This is a genomic window from Cypionkella sp. TWP1-2-1b2, assembly GCF_049896245.1.
Classification (GTDB): Bacteria; Pseudomonadota; Alphaproteobacteria; order Rhodobacterales; family Rhodobacteraceae; genus Cypionkella.
The window spans coordinates 131,589-149,587 of sequence record NZ_JAFCTX010000008.1 but is presented as its reverse complement, the minus strand read 5'-3'; the positions used below and the strand labels follow the sequence as shown (position 1 = coordinate 149,587).

Sequence of the window (17,999 nt, the reverse complement as noted above, 5' to 3'; positions counted from 1 at the left end):
CGCCTGCTTGTGAAGATGGATCAACATGCCCGAACCCCGCTTCGAATGTCCCTCAGGATCGATCTTGCCATGAAAAACGCAGAGCGCCGAGGGTCTATGTGATCATCCGGGATGGAACACTTAGCATACGTACCGGATCGAACATACATGATCAACACAACTGCAACCCCTCTGTAGTGAACAGCAAGCCAATGGGGGGCCAAGGTTACGCATTCTTTTCCTTGCCCGGAAGCAAGGGCGGAGCCCGCCGGGCCGCGCCCGACCTCCCGCCGGGAGGGCGCGATTGCCAAGGGTGCCAGCAGAAGTTCTGGGGGAGGGGTTGGGGGATAAAGCGCGTCAAACTTCTGTTGGCGCGTCCTCCCGAGGTCGGGCGCTTCCCTCTGTTGCGCTTGTATGAGGCCCCGGATCAGGTCCGGGGCGGCGTGGTGGTGGGGAGATAGAGTGCGCAGAAGTTTGCTGGCGCGTCCTCCTGAGGTCGGGTGCTGCCCTCTGTTGCGCAGGCGTTGAGGCCCCGGATCGGGTCCGGGGCGGCGTGGGGGTGGGGGGGAAACTGCGCGAATATTGGTCATCTCGAGGCTCGGTTTGCGATTGCGCTCTTGAAGCGGGCGGCGCGTAGGGTCAATAAGGGCTTGCCGAGTTTCCGCGCGCTCGCGGGACGTCTAGCTATGAGGATCAGCCATGCCTGTTTATCGTTCCAGAACCACCACTCACGGCCGCAATATGGCGGGGGCGCGCGGGCTTTGGCGGGCGACCGGGATGAAGGATGGCGATTTCGGCAAGCCGATCATTGCGATTGTGAACTCGTTTACCCAGTTCGTGCCGGGGCATGTGCATCTTAAGGACCTCGGGCAGATGGTGGCGCGCGAGGTGGAGCGGGCGGGCGGGGTTGCCAAGGAATTCAACACCATCGCGGTGGATGATGGCATTGCGATGGGGCATGACGGGATGCTGTATTCGCTGCCGTCGCGCGAGTTGATTGCGGACAGCGTCGAATACATGGTGAACGCGCATTGTGCGGATGCGATGGTGTGTATCTCAAATTGCGACAAGATCACGCCGGGGATGCTGATGGCAGCGATGCGGCTGAACATTCCGGTGGTGTTTGTATCGGGTGGACCGATGGAAGCGGGCAAGGTGGTGATCGACGGCAAGGAACTGGCGCTCGATCTGGTGGATGCGATGGTTTCGGCGGCGGACGAGTCGGTGTCGGATGAGGATCTGGCGAAGATTGAGGCGGCGGCTTGCCCTACTTGTGGGTCGTGTTCGGGGATGTTTACCGCCAATTCGATGAACTGTCTGACCGAGGCTTTGGGGCTGTCTTTGCCTGGGAATGGCTCGACCTTGGCGACGCATTCGGCGCGGCAGGGGCTGTTCCTTGAGGCGGGCCGCGTGATCGTCGATATCACCAAGCGGCATTATGAGGGCAATGAGGCGGGGCTCTTGCCGCGCGACATCGCCAGCAAGGGCGCGTTTGAGAATGCGATGGCTTTGGATATTGCGATGGGGGGCTCGACCAACACCGTGCTGCATATTCTGGCGGCTGCGCATGAGGGTGGTGTGGATTTCACCATGAGCGATATTGATGCTTTGAGCCGCAAGGTGCCGGTGTTGTGCAAGGTGGCCCCCGCCAAGCAGGACGTTCATATGGAGGATGTGCATCGCGCAGGCGGCATCATGGCGATCTTGGGGCAGTTGGATGCGGCGGGGCTATTGAACCGAGATTGCCCGACGGTGCATGCGCCGACGTTGGGGGCGGCGATTGACCATTGGGACATCTCGCGCTCGAACCACCCCGAGGTGCGGGAGTTGTTCTTGGCGGCTCCGGGTGGGGTGCCGACACAAGTGGCGTTCAGTCAGAGCCGGAAATGGGCGGAGCTGGATACGGACCGCGAGAAGGGGGTTATTCGTTCGGCTAAGACTCCGTTTTCGCAGGATGGCGGTTTGGCCGTGCTGTCGGGGAATATCGCGCCTGAGGGTTGCATTGTGAAGACGGCTGGGGTGGACGATTCTATCTTGGTGTTTGCGGGGCCTGCGCGGGTGTTTGAGTCGCAGAACGCCGCTGTCGAGGCGATTTTGTCGAACTGGATCAAGGAAGGCGATGTACTGGTGATCCGCTATGAGGGGCCGAAGGGCGGGCCGGGGATGCAGGAGATGCTGTATCCGACCTCGTATCTGAAATCGAAGGGGCTCGGGAAGGCGTGTGCGCTGCTGACGGATGGTCGGTTCTCGGGCGGGACTTCGGGTCTGTCGATTGGGCATGTCTCGCCTGAGGCGGCGTCGGGTGGGTTGATCGGTCTGGTGGAAGAAGGCGACCGGATTGAGATCAATATCCCGGCGCGGACGATTCATTTGGCGGTGTCGGAGGCCGATCTGACAGTGCGGCGGGCGGCGCAGGATGCCAAGGGCTGGAAGCCTGTGAAGCCACGGGCGCGGAAAGTCAGTCAGGCGTTGCGGGCTTATGGCTTGTTTGCGACTTCGGCGGCGACCGGGGCTGTGCGGCGGTTGCCGGGCGAGTGAGGTTGGCTTGCTGCAGGAAGCGCCGGGGATTTCACATCCCCCATGCCATTGGTTCTCGGACCAATGGCAAACCTGTGGAGTATTTTTGCCAAGATGAAAATTTTAGATAAACTTTAGGGACTTTCCCGATCAAAACGCGTGCCGCGCAGCTATGGGTTAGTTGTGGCGGTTTTTCGGGGGCTCACTGCGCTGCTGTTACTGCGCGACTGCGTGTTTCAGAAAGCTTTGCGGTGGGGTGCCGAATTCTGCGCTGAAGGCGGCGGTGAAGGCGCTGGGGCTGCGGTAGCCCAAGGCATAGGCGATGGTGGCGCTGCTTTGGCCGAGGGTCAGCCGCTCGATGGCGAGCAGCAGGCGCTGACGGGCGCGCCATTGGCGGTAGCTGAGGCCGGTCTCCGTTCGGAACAGACGCTCTAAAGTGCGGGGGCTGGCGGCGATGCTGCGGGCGAGGTCGGGCAGCAAGCTTGGATCGTCGGGGTGGTTGATCAGGTGGCGCGTCAGGCGCATAAGACGAGGATCGTGGCCGCCGGGCAGATGCAGCGGAGCCTCAGAAAGGGTTTCGATCTCATCAGCGATCACTGCAGTCAGGCGCAGCAGGCGGGGCGGGAAGGCTGCGGCGGTGTCTTCGCTGTGCAGCCGCAGGATCAGCGCCCGCATCAGCGGGGTCAGGGTCAGGACGGCGCAGGTCTGGTTTGCGGCGCGCAGGGGAAGCGTGGGGTCGATGTAGAGGTTGCGGATATCGGTTTCGGTATCCGATTGCACTTGGTGCGGCACATCACCGGGAATCCAGACGGCATGGCTGGCGGGCACGATCCATGTGGCCTCTGCGGCATGGATGCGCAGCACGCCCCGCAGCGCCCACAGCAGTTGCGCGCGGGGGTGATGGTGGGGGGCGATGCCGTGTTGTGGCTGCATCGTGCGGCCATAGGCAAGGATTGGGCGAGCCGGGTCACGCAGGAAGCCAGTGGCGCTGGGGGCGTGGTTTGGCGTATCAGCGATATATTCTGGCATAATGGTGGTCTAACGCATAGCGGCGGTTTCGGCTAGGGTGGTTGCATTGGCAAATTGGAGCGGGCGATGCAGCGGGTTGGATTTTTGGTAAAACTTGGGTTGGTGGCGGGCTTGGTGCTGGTGGCGCTGGGGTTGGCGCTGTTGCCGCCTGCGGGATTAACCGCACAGCAAGCGCAGATTTTGGCCGTAGTACTGGTGACGCTAGGGCTTTGGGCCAGCGGTGTGGTGCCGAGTTACTTCGCCAGCCTGTTGCTGTTTGCGGTGGTCTTAGTGTTTGGGCTGGCTCCGCCTGATCTGGTGTTTGCGGGGTTTGGCTCGACGGCGGTGTGGCTGATCATTTCGGGTTTTGTGATTGGAGCGGCGATCAGTGCTTCGGGTTTGGGCGTGGTGCTGGCGCGGGTGTTGGGGCCGCTGTTGGACGGCAGTTATGCCCGGATGATCTTTGGGCTGACGCTGGTGGCGATGCTGCTCGGGTTCATCATGCCGTCTTCGGTGGGTCGGGCGGTGGTACTGGTGCCGATTGGCATGGCGCTCGCGCAGCGGGCCGGATTTCAGCCGGGGTCGAAGGGGCGGATTGGCATTGCGGTGACGCTGGCCATCGCCTGCAACATGCCGAGCTTTGCGATTTTGCCCGCGAATATCCCCAACATGGTGCTGTCGGGGGCGGCCGAGACGATTTACGGCGCGCATTTTGGCTATACTGCCTATCTTTGGCTGCATTATCCGGTGCTGGGTTTGGTGAAATCGGCGCTGACGGCGTGGATGGTGCTGCGGATGTTTCCGGCGGAGGTGGCCCCGCATGTGGTGGAACCTGCGGCGGCTTTGGTCCCGGCCAACAGATCGGCGCAGATGCGGGTGGCGGCAGTCCTGCTGGTGACGCTGGGGTTGTGGATGACGGATTCGCTGCACGGCGTGAATGCAGCTTGGGTCGGGCTTGCGGCGGCGGTGGCGTTGCTGAGCCCCGGCTTTGGCGTGGTCTCAACGGCTGCGTTCAAGGCTGCGGTGGATTTCGGGCTGCTGCTGTTTGTGGCGGGGGCGCTGGCGGTGGGGGCTTTAGTCAACGCTTCGGGGCTTGGCGCGCTGATCGGGCAGGGCTTGCAAGCTGTGCTGCCGCTGCATCCCGGTGGGACGGCTACGAACTTTGCCTCGCTGTCACTGATGTCGATGCTGACGGGTCTGGTGACGACGGTGCCGAGCGTGCCTTCAGTGCTGACCCCGATGGCGCAGGATTTGGCAGCGGCGAGCGGATTCAGTTTGCAGGCGGTGTTGATGACGCAGGTGGTGGGGTTTTCGACCGTGCTGCTACCGTATCAGGTGGCGCCTTTGGTGGTGGCGATGCAGCTTTCTGGGGAAAGCCTAAGGGCTTTGGCGCGGATTTTGTGGCGCTTGGCGGCGGTGACTTTGGTAATGCTACTGCCGCTGGATTATCTGTGGTGGCGGCTGTTGGGGTGGATTTGAGTTACTCGTCCGGCAGGTTTTCGCGCAGCACCAGTTGCAGGCGGGGCGGGACGTAGGTGTAGGGCTGACCACGCGCGGCGGCGGTGAGCAGGTTGAGGGCCTCGCGCGCCTCAACATGGGGATTCTGGTCGATCACCGCATCGACGGTGCCGTCCAGCAGCAAGGCTTTGTTGGTTTCGGTGGCTTCGTGGCAGACGAACACCACGCGATGCTCCAGCCCGCGCGCGCGGAGTTCGGTGGCATTGCCCGAGGTGCCGCCACCGACGTTGTAGATCGCGGCGAGGTCGGGGTGTTGATTGAGCAAGGCGCTGGTCTGCGCCAGCGCGCGCTGGCGGTCGTCCATGATCTCACGCAGTTCCAGGATTTGAATATGTGGGAATTCTTCGCGCAGGATGTGGCTGAAGCCCATCTCGCGTTCCTCATGGCCGCGGTAGGCGAGCGAGCCTGCGAACAGCGCGGCTTTGGCGGGTTGGTTTTTGGGCAGCAGGCGGCCCATCAACTGCCCCGCAAGACGCCCGGATTGGCGGTTGTCGATGCCGACATAGGCGAGGCGGGGCACGCTTTGGATATCTGTGGCGAGGGTGAGCACTTGGTTGCCGCTTTGGGCAAGGGAGCGGATGGCTTCGCGTACAAGGCGGTGATCTTGTGCGATCAGGCCGACGCCTGCGGCTTGGTCTTTCAGCGCCACCAGGTGGGCGGCGACGGTTTGCGGGTTAAAGCCCTCGATGTGGCTGATTTTCACGCTCAGATCGGGGCGAGTGGCAGCGTGTGTTTCGATCTGCTGGTGTAGGGCGTTGATGAAGGCGTTGGTCCCGGCAGGCAGAAGGAACGCAAGTTGGAGGGTGGCGGCGGTCTGGGCGGGGATTTTGGGCACACTGCCGTCCGAGATATAGCCCAAACGCCGCGCGGTTTGCAAAACCACTTAGCGGGCGCGCGCCCGCACGCCTTCGCGGCCATTCAGCACGCGGTCCACCGTGGCGGACGAGACATTGGCCTCACGCGCGACGTCTTGCAGGGTGGCGCTCGGCATCGGGGTTTGGTTGTTCATGCGGTTTGGGTCGCTTTGGTTGGGTTGGACCTTAGTGCCATTGAAAAAGCGATCTATAAATGATGTATTTCGATTGATTGATGCCATGATCGGGTGTGACTGATATTTTTTCTTCGGGGTTCTGGCGTCGGTGTGATGGACAAGTATTGAGCATTATCAGTATAATATCCAGTATTCCGTGCTACACTTGCCACTGCTCCGTAATCCTCATGATCGAACTGCCGTTTTATGATGTTTAAGAAATAATTGATGTAATCACAAAACATCATTCAGGCGCATCAGCGCATGGGCTTTGCTGTCTTGGGAGGGATACAGGGATCGCACAGGTCGCATGTCGCGGCGTCAGTTACTGACGAGCGGAGGAAAGCTGGCGGTTTATGGCGCGGCAATCGGGATTGCGCCGCGCTTCATCCGCCCGGCGCGGGCCGAGGGCGCGGATGCGCTGGCTACGGGGATGATAGGCGGTACAACCGGGTTTCCGGGGGCAGAGCGCTATCAATATGGCCCGGATACGCCGGAAGGCCGGGCTGTTGAGGTGGTGAAGTCGCTGAAAGGCGCGGTTAAGGCCCCGACCAAGATCGTGATGGCTTTGTCGGATGGCTCGATTGGCCAGTTGACCGAAGCCTTTCCGGCAGGTGCGCCCAGCATCAAGGATCTGTGGGAGAAGGAAACCGGGATCACTTTGAAGATCGTCGGGCTGCCGAACGGGCAGGAGTTTACCAAGACGATGCAGGATATCTCCACCTCTGGTGGGGCCAATGACATCTATTCGACCGATTGGAACCGTCTTGGGGACCGCGCGGAATCCGGCGGCATTGCCAAGCTGAACGACTACGTAGAAGCCCACAAACCGCAGTGGGACGACCCCGAGCGCGGCTATGTCAACGGCGCGCAGGGCGTGGCTTTGCTGAACCAATATCGCGGCAGCACTTATGGCGTGTCGTTGGATGGCGATTTCCAGACCTGGGTGTGTCGCACCGATCTGTTCGGCGATGCGGCAGAGCAGGCGGCGTTCAAGGATAAATACGGCTACGAACTGGCCCCGTCGAAGACATGGAAGCAGCATTCCGATGTGGCGGCGTTCTTCCAACCGCCCGACAAAGGGCTGTTTGGGTCCACCGATCTGCGCAATCAAGGCTGGGGCTATACCCACTGGTATCAGCGCTTTACCTCAATGGCCTCGCCGAACCAGTTCTTGTTTGGCGATGATGGCGTGCCGCTGATCAATCCAGAAAACGGCATGGCAGCAATGCAAGTATGTATCGAAAGCCTGTCGCACCACTCGCCAGATGCGATCAACTGGGGCTGGCCGGAGCAGTATGGCAATTTCGCTTCCGGTGGGGCGGCGATGACCTGCGCGTTCTCTAACCTGCCGAAGTTATTGGATAATGCCGGGAATACCGGATCGACCGTGACGGGCAAGATCGGCTCGATGCTGCCGCCGGGAACGGAAGTGGATGGTAAGATCGTCAGCCGCTCGGTGCTTTGGTTCAGCCTGACGGGGATGGTGTCGGCGCAGTCGGAATATCCTGAGGTGGCGTATCTGTTGCTGCAATGGCTGGGTTCTGCGCGAATTTAGTCGTGGATGACGGCCAATCCGGGCGGCTATTTTGACCCGTTCTCTCTGAACAATTTTGCCGATCCGTTGGTGCGCGAAACCTATCACGCCTACCACATGAACATTTTACACGAGACGGTGGCGCGCACGGTGCCCACGATCAACTATCCGGGTGCCACGGCATTTCATAATGCGCTGGATGAGAACCTGATGGCGTCTTTGACCGGGGCCAAGACGGCAGCGCAGGCGATGGCGGATACCGCCGATGCTTGGGCGAAGATCACTCGCCGCACCGGGGAGGAGAAGATTATCGAGGCGATCAAGGCCAACAAGGCGGCTAGGCCGACGGTGCTTGATCCGGTTTAGGCCCTCCCGCTTTAACCCTGATCTTTGGCGGTTTGCGGAGAACCGCAAACCACCTTGGTCGGCGCGGACCCTGCGCGCCGACCGAATTTATGGAATTTTGGACCTGATATGACCCGCTCGCTGGCCTTTGAGGCATTTCGATATACGATGATTTTGCTGGCGGTGGCCGTCACGCTGATCCCGATCCTGTGGATGGCCTCGATGGCGTTTAAGCCGATCCCGGAGTGGCAAGCGACCGGGGCGGCGCTGACATGGTGGCCAAAAGCCCCGACCTTGAACAATTTCCGCTATGTGTTTGGCGTCAGCAATTCCGATTTGATCGTGGCACTGGATCGCACCGCTTTGAAGCCGATTTTGGCATCTTTTTTGTCGGCAGGCATCGGCACAGTGATTGCGATGACGGCGGGGACGGCGGCGGCTTATGGGCTGTCGCGGTTTGGATCGAGCGGCAATTTGCCCTTGGCGCTGGTGCAGTTGCGGCTGTTTCCGCCGATGGCGGTGATGACCCCGGTGATGATCATGTGGGCGTTTTTTAACATGACCGATACCTGGTGGGGGCTGGCGCTGGTGTATGGCATTGTGACCTTGCCCTTCGCGTTCTGGCTGATGAAAACCTTTTTCGACGACATGCTGAAAGAGATTGAGGAAGCGGCTTTGGTCGAGGGCTGCTCTCGGGCGCGGGTGTTCTGGCGGATCACTTTGCCGATGATGCGCGCGCCTTTAGCCTCGGCGGCTTTATTCGTGTTCATCCTGAATTGGTCGGATTACCTGATCGCTCTGCTGCTGACCATGCGCGAATGGGTGACGATTGCGGTCTATATGGCCTCGCTTTCCTCATCCATGACCGGGCAGCTTTATGGCGCGAAGGCCGCGTTGGGGCTGATGGCTGCCGTTCCCCCCGTGGTGCTTGGCGTGCTGATTCAGAAGCATCCGGTGCGCGGGCTGACGTTTGGAGCGTTGAAACAATGAAGGACGAATCTGCACATTTGGGTTTCCGGCTGACCTTGCCCGCACAGGTGCTGGTGCTGTTCATCTCGGTGTTTCCGCTGCTGATGCAGGCCTATATTTCGCTAACCGATTGGTCGCGTTTGTCGGGGCAATCTTGGCCGCAGGCGTGGCAGTTCTGGAACAGCTTTGCCAATTACAGCGACCTGTTGGGCGATGGGCGGCTGTGGGCGGCGCTGGGGTGCACGGCGTTTGTGATGGCGATTTGCGTACCGATAGAGTTCATGCTTGGGCTGGGCTTAGCCACCCTGTTCGTGGATGACTTCAAGGGCAAGCGGGTGTTCTACTCGATCCTGATTATGCCGATGATGGTGGTGCCTGCCGTTGCTGGCTAAATGTTCTTCATGCTGTTCCAATCAGGCGGGCCGGTGAATGACATTCTGTCGATGTTCATGGGCAGCCCGGTGACGATTGCTTGGCTGTCGGACCCGACGCTGGCTTTGGTGGCTGTGATGGTGGCGGATATCTGGCAATGGACGCCGCTGATGTTCCTGATTTTGCTGGCCGGTCTGGTTGGCGTGCCGGAAGATCAGGTGCGGGCGGCGACTTTGCTGGGGGCCAATCCGTTGCAGCGGTTCACCTTGATCGTGTTGCCCCGGATGAAGACAATCATCGGCATCGCGCTGGCGATCCGGGTGATCGAATGTTTCAAGATTTTCGATACGTTGTTCATTATGACCGGCGGCGGGCCGGGGGTCGCGACGGAGACGATCTCTGTTTACATCTACAAAATCGCCACTCAAGACCTGATCTGGGGCTATGTCGCGGCGATTGCGCTTTCGATCCTGATCGTGCTGTCGGTCGTCTGTGTCTGGGCCTTGAAGCGGATGGCGAGGGTTCGGGCATGAGCATGATCCGGCTGGAAAATCTGGTGAAACGCTTCGGAGCTTTTACCGCGCTGAAGACGATGGATCTGACGATTGCGGATGGCGAGTTCGTGGCGTTGCTGGGGCTGTCGGGTTGTGGGAAATCCACCACGATGAACATGATCGCGGGGATGGAAACTCCGTCAGAGGGGCGCATCCTGTTTGGTGACCACGACATGGGGGGGGTGCCGATGGGGCGGCGTGGCGTGGGGTTCGTGTTTCAGAACTACGCGATTTTCACCCATATGACAGTGCGGCAGAATCTGTCTTACGGCTTGCGAGCGACGCGGCGGCCTAGCGATGAAATGGTGCGGCGCACCAATGCGATGGCCGAATTGCTGCAACTGACGCCGATGCTGGATCGACCTGAGGCGGGGCTGTCTGTGAACATCCTGCAACGGGTGGAGATTGGGCGCTCTGCGATTATGGAGCCTGCGATTTTCCTGCTGGATGAGCCTTTGTCGAATGTCGATGCGGCGTTCCGGGCGGTGATGCGGACCGAGTTGAAGGGGCTGCAACGCAGCTTCAAGCAGACCATGGTTTACGTCACGCATGACCAGTTGGAAGCGATGACGATGGCCGACCGGATTGCGGTGATGGACCACGCGGTGTTGCAGCAGGTGGGGGCTCCGCTGCAGATTTATAACGATCCGGCGAACCTGTTTGTGGCGCGGTTTATCGGCTCGCCAGGCATGAATTTGCGGCACGGGCGTCCGACAGAGGTGGCTGGGCAGATGGCGATTGATCTGGGTGTTTTGGGGCACTAGCTGCCGTTGTCACCGGAGCAGGCGGCGGCGGCAGGGCGCGCCAAGGGCGAAGTGGTGTTCGGGTTTCGGCCAAAGCAGGCGGCGCTGGTTGGCGAAGGGCAGGGCATGGCGATGAAGGTCAGCTTTGTCGAGCGGATTGGGTCTCGGACGATCCTGCACCTGGGCGAAGGTGCGGCTTCGGCCAAGACGGCGTTTGAAAATGACGCCGGGTTTGAGTTCGGGCGGGCGCTGAATTTCGCACCGCACCCAAGCGCTGTGCGGCTGTTCGATGCCGCCTCCGGTGCTGCTTTGAGGGGGCACTGACATGGCCGAGATTGCCTTTCACAATGTGACCAAGCGCTATGGGGCCACTTTGACGGTGGATGACGCCAGCTTCACTGTGGCGGACAATGAATTTTTTTGCTTTTTCGGGCCGCCGCTGTCGGGAAAAAGCACGATCCTGCGGCTGATCCTAGGGCTGGAAAAGCCCGATAGCGGTGAGATTTTGATTGACGGTAAGGCTGTCAACGAGGTGTCGCCAGCGGCGCGCAACATTGCGATGGTGTTCCAGAATTTAGCGCTGTTCCCGCATATGACGGCGGCGGGTAACGTGCGGTTTCCACTGGTGGAACGCCGCGAAGCGCCTTTTAGGATTGAGGCGCGGTTGAAGGATGCGGCGGAGAAGCTGCACATCAGCCATACCCTGCACAAGATGCCGGGGCAGCTTTCGGACGGCGAGCGGCAGCGGGTGGCGATTGCGCGGGCTTTGGTGCGCGATCCGGCGGCGTATCTGATGGATGATCCGATCTCGGCTTTGGATGCACGGCTGCGGGAAGAAACACGAGTGGAGTTGAAGCGCATCCAGCGCGAGGCGGGGCGGACGCTGATCTATGTGACGCATGATCAAGAGGAAGCCATGTCGGTGGCCGACCGGATGGCGATTTTGCAGCAGGGCGCGATCCGGCAGATTGGCCGCACGGTGGAGATTTATGACCATGCGGCAACGACTTATGTGGCGCGGTTTCTCGGCAGCCCGGTGATGAACATCTTGCCCGTGCAGGCGACGGGCGCGGGGTTTGAGGCGGCGGCGGGGGCGTTGCAGGTTTCGGCTGTGGCTCAGGCGGGTGTGGCGGAGATGGGGCTGCGGCCAGAGGATTTGCGGGTGTCGGCTTGGCAAGGTGGCGCGGGGGTGCCTGCCACGGTGTCCGAGGTCGGACCGCTCGGCGGTTATACCGTGGTGACTCTGACCGCTGGCGCGCAGCCTTTGCGGGCGATGCTGCGCGGGCAGCCGGATATTCGGGTGGGGGAGCTCGTGGGCCTCGGCTGTGATCCCGCACGCGTGATGTATTTCGGGGCCGGGGCTGAGGCGCTGCCAAAATCCGCAGCCCCATCCTTGGGAGGGGACAGGATATGAGCGATACTTTGGGGTTTCAGCCCGATCCGGTGGTGCGGACCAATGATATGGTGATCGGCTGCATTGGGGCGGGCATGATCATGGCGGAGTGCCATCTGGCCGCTTACCACGAGGCGGGGTTCAAGGTGGGCGCGATTGCCAGCCGGACCGAAAGCAAGGCCGCTGCGGTGGCGGAGCGGTGGGGGATTGCGAGGGTTCATGCCACGCCAGAGGCGCTGATTGCGGATGCTTCGATTGAGGTCTTGGACATTGCCTATCCGCCGGACCAGCAGCCTGCGCTGATTTGTGCCGCGCTGAGACAGCCGCATATCAAGGCGATCTTGGCAAAAAAGCCGCTCGCGCTGACACTCGCCGATGCGATTGCTTTGCGCGATGCGGCGGCGAAGGCGGGCAAGGTTCTCAGCGTTAACCAGAACATGCGTTTTGATCAGTCGATGCGGGTGCTGAAGCAGATTATAGACCGAGGTGATCTGGGCGAGATCGTGTTCGCGCAGATCGACATGCACGCGATCCCGCATTGGCAGGGGTTTCTGGAAGGCTACGACCGCCTGACGCTGGCGAATATGTCGGTGCATCATCTGGATGTTTTGCGCTTTCTGTTCAGCGAGCCTGTAGAGATCACCACGCAAACCCGCAAAGACCCGCGCACGGTGTTTGAACATTCGGACGGGATTACGGTTTCCACGCTGCGTTTCGCATCCGGTGTTTTGGCGGTCAGTCTTGAGGATGTGTGGTCCGGCCCGCGCGCCGAAGGCTATGACAATGACCATAGCATCACCTTCCGGGTGGAAGGCAGGGCAGGGGTGGCGAAGGGGACGATCGGTTGACCGACCGGAGCGGCATCGACGCTGACCTATGCCTCGCAAACCGCCACCGGGGGCAAATGGCTGACGCCGACATGGGAGACGATGTGGTTCCTGCAGGCATTCATTGGCGTGATGGAGCAGGGTAACATGCGGTGAAAACCGGCACGCCACCGGCCTTGTCGGTGCCCGATAACGTCAAGACGGTTGCGTTGATTGAGGCGGGCTACCGTTCAATCGCCGAAGCGCGCAGCGTCAAATTGTTTGAAGTTTCAATGCACTGAGGAAGATACCCACCATGATGCAACGGGGTATTTTTTCGGGGTATTTCCCGTATGGCTTGGAAGAATCGGCACGCAAAATCCGTGCCCACGGCTTTAGCACCGTGCAGTTGGATTTGCATTTCAAGGATATTGACCTGAGCCACGGCAACCTGACGGCGGCAAACTGCAAAAAGGTCCGCGACACGTTCCGCGCGCATGATCTCCCCGTAAGCTGCATCTCGGGCTATACCAATATCATCCACTCCGATCTGGCGCACCGCAAAGCCAATGTGGACCGTCTGAAAGAAATCATCCGCGACGCGCGAGCGCTGGGGACGCTCTAAGTGATCTCGGAAACCGGGACGTATAACCAAATCCGAGTGGATATCGGACTTGAAGAACAAGACCGAGGAAGGTTTTGAGATGTGCCGCAAGATCATCGCGGAACTGGCGCAGGAAGCCTATGATCACGAATCGATGTTCCTGCTGGAAACCTAGGTGAACAACGTCGTGGGCTCGGTTGAGGAAACCGTGAAGATGTTTGCGCAGGTCGATCATCCGGGGCTGGGGCTGTTGATGGACCCGAGCACCTGCTTCGAATCGCACAACATTGATAACATGGACGGGATTTTGCATCAGGTGTTCGACACGTTGTCGGACAATATCAAGATCGCCTATGCCAAGGATGTGGCGCGGGCGGGCGATGATAAATCTGAAAAGCACGCGGATATTTGCGATGATGAGGCGCTGGCCTCGCACACCTTCCGCGGTGTGGGCGAGATCGTGCTGAACGCGCCGGGGACGGGATCGCTGAACTACGATCTGTACCTGCAACTTTTTGCGAAAAAGCATCCCAACATTCCGATGATCGTCGAGCATCTGGACGAGGCCGATGTGCCGCGCTCGAAAGCTTTCATGGACGGTAAATTCACGGCCCACGGGCTTTGAGAACAGGCGGGCGGCACTGTGGTGCGCCGCCCGATTTTGCAGGAGGCCAGCGTGCCGCAGCTATACGGAAAATCCATAACGCGGGGCGAGGTTGCGGCCCATGCGGGCACGCTGGGCCAGTTCGCTGGCGTACAGTTGGTGACATTGGGCGATGGATTGGAGCGTGGGCTGCGGATGTTGGAATTACGCACCGGATCAGGCTTGCGGTTTTCTGTACTGGTGGACCGGGCGATGGATATTGCTGAGGTGGAGCATAACGGCCGCGCTGTGGGTTGGCATTCGGCTGCGGGGTTTCGGCATCTGGGGCTGCATGATGCGGAAGGCGAGGGCGGCTTTGGCTGGGCACGCAGTTTCTCGGTGTTTCTGGTGACTTGCGGGTTGGATAATATTCTGGGGCCGGAGGTGGTCTCAACCGAGAGTTACAATTATCCGGGACGCAAGACGGCGAGCCATGGCTTGCATGGGCGGGTTTTCACCATTCCGGCGCGGCTGACGGGGTATGGCGAGGCTTGGGACGGCGACGCTTGCGTGCTTTGGGCCGAGGGCGTGGTGTCTCAGGCGACGGTGTTCGGTGAAAATCTGGTGCTCTATCGCCGGATTGAGGCCGATGTGGGGGCGATGAAATCCGGCTGTCTGATCGCGTGGTGAATGAAGGCTTCCTGAAAACCCCGCATATGATGTTCTACCATATCAACAACGGGCATCCGGTGTTGGAAGAAGGTGCGCACTATCTGGCGCCGATCAGGGATGTGATTTGGGTTGCGCACAAGGCGCGGTATCAGGCGCAGGGCGTGGGGTATCAGATCGCCAGCTTCATGGTGATGCGCAACCCGACGACATGGCGGTGGAGCCATGCGCGGCATCACACCAATACGATCATCGTCGGGCTTGACCCCGAAATCGGCTTCATGCGCCCGCCGCGCATCGTGATGGCGGCGCTGAATTTCATCGGTATTCCGTTCATATTTTACGATCTGCGCACGCTGGCGCGGCACGCGTTTGTTGGGCTGAATGCGGGCGAGAAGACCGATATTCCTGAATCCGAGCGGTATAAGGCGGTGTTTTGGGCGCGGCTGCATATTGGCGTATATGCCGTGACGATCCTGCTGACGATTGGCTTGCAAACGTGTCTGCCGCTGATGCTAATTGGCGGGCCACAGATTTATGGTTGCTGACATATGTATATGACTGGGCTGATCCAGCATGGTGGGCTGGCCGAAGATGTCGTCGATCACCGCTTGAACTCGCGCACGGTGTATATGAACAGGGTCAGCCGCTGGCTGTATTGGAACATGAATTACCACGTTGAGCATCACATGTTCCCGATGGTGCCCTATCACGCGCTGCCGCGTCTGCATGAGGTGATCAAGCATGATCTGCCCGCGCCGAACGCCTCGATTTACGCCGTCTATATCGAGATGACGCGGGCGTTGCTGCGACAGCGCAAAGACCCGACCCATTGTGCGCGCAAGGCGCTGCCCGCGACGGCGCGGCCTTACCGCGATGCGTTCCATGACATTGAAATTGCCAGTGAAGGGGTCTGATATGGCCTGGACTGATGCCTGCGGTCTGGATGACATCGACGCGGAAGACCTGATCCGGTTTGATCATGGTGGCGGAACCTATGCGATCTATCACGCACCGGATGGCACGTTTCACGCCACAGATGGGCTTTGCACGCATGAAAAGATGACTCTTTGCAATGGCTTGGTCGATCGCGATACCATCGAGTGCCCCAAGCACAATGGGCGATTTAATTACCGGACGGGGGCGGCATTGCGCGCGCCCGTCTGCGTCGATCTGAAGCGCTATGCGATGCGGGTGGTGGGCGGTCGCGTTGAAATTAAATTGGGACAGAGGCATGCGCAAGAAACCAACGGTTGCCGATTTGCGGGCGGAAAAGGGCAAGGGTCAGTTGACCATGCTGCGGCTGTTCACGCTGGAACAAGCGGCGGCGGCAGAGCAGGCGGGAATTGATGTGGTCTCGGTGCCGCCGGAATTGGTCAGCCATCCACGCTACCGCGAGGTTGCCCCCAGTCTGTTTTCGATGACCGGGGTGGATCACCGCTCGGCTGGCACGCGCGGGGATTATCTGCGGTTTTCGGGGAAAATGCTGAACGCAGGCGCGGATGCGATCTATTGCTCGGGCAGTCTGGCCACGGTGAAGTTTTTGGCGGATGAGCATATCCCGGTGGTGGGGCACGTCGGGCTGGTGCCATCGCGCAACACTTGGACCGGGGGCTTCAAGGCGGTGGGCAAGACGGCGGATGCGGCGGTGGCGCTGTTGGCTGAGGTGCAGGCCTATGAAGCCGCAGGGGCTTTCGCGGTGGAGGTTGAGGTGGTGCCGGTTGAAGTTGCCACCGAGATCAGCCGCCGGGTGAATATCCTGTTGTGGTCGTTGGGGGCGGGGCCGGGCTGCGATGTGCAAGATCTGTTTTCCGAGGATATCCTTGGCGAAAACCGCGGCCACCTGCCGCGCCATGCCAAAGTGTATCGCAACTTCGCGGCTGAATTTGATCGGTTGCAGCAAAAGCAGATCGCGGCATATCGGGAATTCATTGCCGATGTGGCCTCGGGGGCTTACCCCGAGCCGCAGCATGTTGTGGCAATGAACTCGGACGAGATGGCGGCGTTTCTGAAACTGATCGCCTGATCACATAAAGCCTATATTGCGCTGGATTGCCGCGTGCAGATGCACTTGTAGCGCTGCCTCTGCCGCATCCGCGTCGCGGCGGGTGCAGGCGGCCAAAATCTCCATATGCTCGCGCAGGGTGCGCAGGATGATCGGGGCGGTGAATTTGCGGTCCAGCCGCAGCAGCCGCAGGTCGTTCATCATTCGGCGATACCTTATGTCGATCAAGGGGTTATGCATGATGCCAATCACCGAGGCGTGCATCAGTTGCCCGACCGCATCGACTTCGGCCAGACCGTCTGGCGTGACGCCCTGCGCCTCCATACGCGCGATCAGGGCGGTGTGGCAGGTGGTGAGGGTTTCCAGCAGGGACTCGTCGGCAGTCTCGGTAAACACCCGCACGGCGGCGCGTTCGATGATGCTGCGGAACTGATAGGTGGCGCGGGTTAACTCCAGCCACGGCTGCACGCATTGGATGCCAGAGCGCGGGTGGATGGTCAGCACGCCCTCGGCCTCCGACGGCCGTTGGCGTTGCTGAAAGCGGTGGTTCCAGCCGGCGCGCAGATCATGGTGAATGCGCATGAGGTGTGGTCTGCGAAAGAGGCGCTGATGAAGATTACAGCCATTCGTGATGCCGGGCCTCAGCTGCTGTGGGTGGAAGACCCCATCCTGCGGCATGATTTCGTGGGGCTGCGGAGGCTGCGGCAGGCGACACCTTGGAAGCAGATCAATTCGGGTGAGTATCTGGGTATTTCGGGCAAGCGCGCGCTGTTGGCGGCGGAGGGCACCGATCTGCTGAACGTGCATGGCCATGTCTCGGACGTGATGCGGATTGATTGGCTGGCGGCGGGCCGGATTTATTCTTGCTGAACGGCGGCGCGCAGGCGCGGGCGCGGTTTGAAAACGCTGTGAAGCTGGACGATAAGATCGGCGCTATGAAGGCCGATCTGGCGGGCTTGCCGGAGTTTTCTGACGCGTGTGGCATCTACGCCAGTCCGCTGACCATTCAGGGCTTTGTGGTGTATTGCAACAAGGCGATTTACACGGCGGCGGGGCTGGACCTCAACACACCGCCGAAAAGCTGGGATGATCTGAGCAAAATCTGCGCGGCCTTTGTGGCGCAGGGCACCGTCCCCTGCATCGCCTTGGGTCACAAAGAGGGCTTCGGGATGGAGTTCTTGTTCTCGGCGATTGCCGCCAGCCTGTGGACGCCAGAAGACAAGGCCGATTTCGCGGCGGGTACGCCGGTATCGCGCATTCCGCAAGTTTTGGCAGTGTTGCAATCTTGGGTTGACGCCAATGCGGCAGGGTGATTTCCGAAAGGGACCAATTCCACCGCGAAATTCATCAATGAATACGAGGGCTTC

At 60.3% G+C, this 17,999-nt stretch carries 23 protein-coding genes and 1 pseudogene; 20 read left to right on the top strand and 4 right to left on the bottom strand.

What is annotated here, in order from left to right; genetic code table 11:
- The first annotated feature begins 678 nt into the window (after positions 1-678).
- A complete protein-coding gene (gene ilvD, locus ACP7AP_RS07685; RefSeq protein ID WP_426033614.1) occupies positions 679-2,517 on the top strand; it encodes a dihydroxy-acid dehydratase in 1,839 nt (612 codons plus the stop codon).
- A gap of 195 nt (positions 2,518-2,712) precedes the next feature.
- Here ilvD and ACP7AP_RS07680 read toward each other — a convergent pair whose 3' ends face one another.
- Complete coding sequence (locus ACP7AP_RS07680; protein WP_426033613.1) at positions 2,713-3,525, bottom strand: helix-turn-helix domain-containing protein; 813 nt, start codon at positions 3,523-3,525, stop codon at positions 2,713-2,715.
- 66 nt (positions 3,526-3,591) lie between these two features.
- Between ACP7AP_RS07680 and ACP7AP_RS07675 the strand changes: the two genes are divergently transcribed.
- Positions 3,592-4,983, top strand: coding sequence for an SLC13 family permease (locus ACP7AP_RS07675; protein ID WP_426033612.1), 1,392 nt, complete (start codon positions 3,592-3,594; stop codon positions 4,981-4,983).
- A gap of 1 nt (position 4,984) precedes the next feature.
- On the opposite strand, the gene ACP7AP_RS07670 is transcribed toward ACP7AP_RS07675, so the two are convergent.
- Both ACP7AP_RS07670 and ACP7AP_RS07665 read right to left on the bottom strand, forming a co-directional pair.
- Positions 4,985-5,905 carry a substrate-binding domain-containing protein gene (locus ACP7AP_RS07670; RefSeq protein ID WP_426033611.1) on the bottom strand — a complete coding sequence of 307 codons (921 nt, stop codon included), beginning with the start codon at positions 5,903-5,905 and terminating at the stop codon, positions 4,985-4,987.
- On the bottom strand, positions 5,906-6,031 hold the full coding sequence (locus ACP7AP_RS07665) for a LacI family DNA-binding transcriptional regulator (RefSeq protein ID WP_426033610.1): 126 nt from the start codon (positions 6,029-6,031) through the stop codon (positions 5,906-5,908).
- A 331-nt stretch (positions 6,032-6,362) separates the two neighbouring features.
- Between ACP7AP_RS07665 and ACP7AP_RS07660 the strand changes: the two genes are divergently transcribed.
- From ACP7AP_RS07660 to ACP7AP_RS07585, 16 genes and pseudogenes are all read left to right on the top strand, one after another.
- Positions 6,363-7,610 (top strand): ABC transporter substrate-binding protein, encoded by a 1,248-nt coding sequence (locus ACP7AP_RS07660; RefSeq protein ID WP_426033609.1) that lies wholly within the window; start codon positions 6,363-6,365, stop codon positions 7,608-7,610.
- A gap of 6 nt (positions 7,611-7,616) precedes the next feature.
- Positions 7,617-7,955 (top strand): hypothetical protein, encoded by a 339-nt coding sequence (locus ACP7AP_RS07655; RefSeq protein ID WP_426033608.1) that lies wholly within the window; start codon positions 7,617-7,619, stop codon positions 7,953-7,955.
- Between the two features lie 108 nt (positions 7,956-8,063).
- Complete coding sequence (locus ACP7AP_RS07650) at positions 8,064-8,924, top strand: carbohydrate ABC transporter permease (protein WP_426033607.1); 861 nt, start codon at positions 8,064-8,066, stop codon at positions 8,922-8,924.
- A complete protein-coding gene (locus ACP7AP_RS07645; protein WP_426033606.1) occupies positions 8,921-9,295 on the top strand; it encodes a carbohydrate ABC transporter permease in 375 nt (124 codons plus the stop codon). The genes ACP7AP_RS07650 and ACP7AP_RS07645 overlap by 4 nt, the downstream gene beginning before the upstream one ends.
- Before the next feature lie 9 nt (positions 9,296-9,304).
- Positions 9,305-9,808, top strand: a complete 504-nt coding sequence (locus tag ACP7AP_RS07640; protein ID WP_426033605.1) for a carbohydrate ABC transporter permease — start codon at positions 9,305-9,307, stop codon at positions 9,806-9,808.
- Positions 9,805-10,593: an ABC transporter ATP-binding protein gene (locus ACP7AP_RS07635; protein ID WP_426033604.1), complete on the top strand. Its 789-nt coding sequence runs from the start codon at positions 9,805-9,807 to the stop codon at positions 10,591-10,593. The genes ACP7AP_RS07640 and ACP7AP_RS07635 overlap by 4 nt, the downstream gene beginning before the upstream one ends.
- 6 nt (positions 10,594-10,599) lie before the next feature.
- A complete protein-coding gene (locus ACP7AP_RS07630; protein ID WP_426033603.1) occupies positions 10,600-10,896 on the top strand; it encodes a hypothetical protein in 297 nt (98 codons plus the stop codon).
- A gap of 1 nt (position 10,897) precedes the next feature.
- Positions 10,898-11,986 carry an ABC transporter ATP-binding protein gene (locus ACP7AP_RS07625; RefSeq protein ID WP_426033602.1) on the top strand — a complete coding sequence of 363 codons (1,089 nt, stop codon included), beginning with the start codon at positions 10,898-10,900 and terminating at the stop codon, positions 11,984-11,986.
- On the top strand, positions 11,983-12,813 hold the full coding sequence (locus ACP7AP_RS07620) for a Gfo/Idh/MocA family protein (protein ID WP_426033601.1): 831 nt from the start codon (positions 11,983-11,985) through the stop codon (positions 12,811-12,813). The genes ACP7AP_RS07625 and ACP7AP_RS07620 overlap by 4 nt, the downstream gene beginning before the upstream one ends.
- Before the next feature lie 131 nt (positions 12,814-12,944).
- Complete coding sequence (locus tag ACP7AP_RS07615; RefSeq protein ID WP_426033600.1) at positions 12,945-13,073, top strand: hypothetical protein; 129 nt, start codon at positions 12,945-12,947, stop codon at positions 13,071-13,073.
- Positions 13,074-13,087: 14 nt separating this feature from the next.
- Positions 13,088-13,396: a sugar phosphate isomerase/epimerase family protein gene (locus ACP7AP_RS07610; RefSeq protein ID WP_426033599.1), complete on the top strand. Its 309-nt coding sequence runs from the start codon at positions 13,088-13,090 to the stop codon at positions 13,394-13,396.
- A gap of 154 nt (positions 13,397-13,550) precedes the next feature.
- Positions 13,551-14,000, top strand: a complete 450-nt coding sequence (locus ACP7AP_RS07605) for a hypothetical protein (protein WP_426033598.1) — start codon at positions 13,551-13,553, stop codon at positions 13,998-14,000.
- 174 nt (positions 14,001-14,174) lie between these two features.
- Positions 14,175-15,175 (top strand): annotated as a pseudogene (locus tag ACP7AP_RS07600) (DUF4432 family protein).
- Between the two features lie 9 nt (positions 15,176-15,184).
- Positions 15,185-15,544 (top strand): fatty acid desaturase, encoded by a 360-nt coding sequence (locus ACP7AP_RS07595; protein WP_426033597.1) that lies wholly within the window; start codon positions 15,185-15,187, stop codon positions 15,542-15,544.
- Positions 15,504-15,977: a MocE family 2Fe-2S type ferredoxin gene (locus ACP7AP_RS07590; protein WP_426033596.1), complete on the top strand. Its 474-nt coding sequence runs from the start codon at positions 15,504-15,506 to the stop codon at positions 15,975-15,977. The genes ACP7AP_RS07595 and ACP7AP_RS07590 overlap by 41 nt, the downstream gene beginning before the upstream one ends.
- The gene (locus ACP7AP_RS07585) at positions 15,862-16,653 is read left to right on the top strand and encodes a 3-methyl-2-oxobutanoate hydroxymethyltransferase (RefSeq protein WP_426033595.1); all 792 of its coding nucleotides are present in this window, start codon (positions 15,862-15,864) and stop codon (positions 16,651-16,653) included. The genes ACP7AP_RS07590 and ACP7AP_RS07585 overlap by 116 nt, the downstream gene beginning before the upstream one ends.
- Here the strand turns inward: ACP7AP_RS07585 and ACP7AP_RS07580 are convergent, their stop codons facing one another.
- Positions 16,654-17,214, bottom strand: a complete 561-nt coding sequence (locus ACP7AP_RS07580; RefSeq protein ID WP_426033594.1) for an FCD domain-containing protein — start codon at positions 17,212-17,214, stop codon at positions 16,654-16,656.
- Between ACP7AP_RS07580 and ACP7AP_RS07575 the strand changes: the two genes are divergently transcribed.
- Positions 17,200-17,502 (top strand): enolase C-terminal domain-like protein, encoded by a 303-nt coding sequence (locus ACP7AP_RS07575; RefSeq protein ID WP_426033593.1) that lies wholly within the window; start codon positions 17,200-17,202, stop codon positions 17,500-17,502. The two genes, ACP7AP_RS07580 and ACP7AP_RS07575, sit on opposite strands and share 15 nt — an antisense overlap.
- Positions 17,496-17,945, top strand: a complete 450-nt coding sequence (locus ACP7AP_RS07570; RefSeq protein ID WP_426033592.1) for a hypothetical protein — start codon at positions 17,496-17,498, stop codon at positions 17,943-17,945. Before ACP7AP_RS07575 ends, ACP7AP_RS07570 begins: the two co-directional genes overlap by 7 nt.
- Positions 17,946-17,999 lie beyond the last annotated feature (54 nt).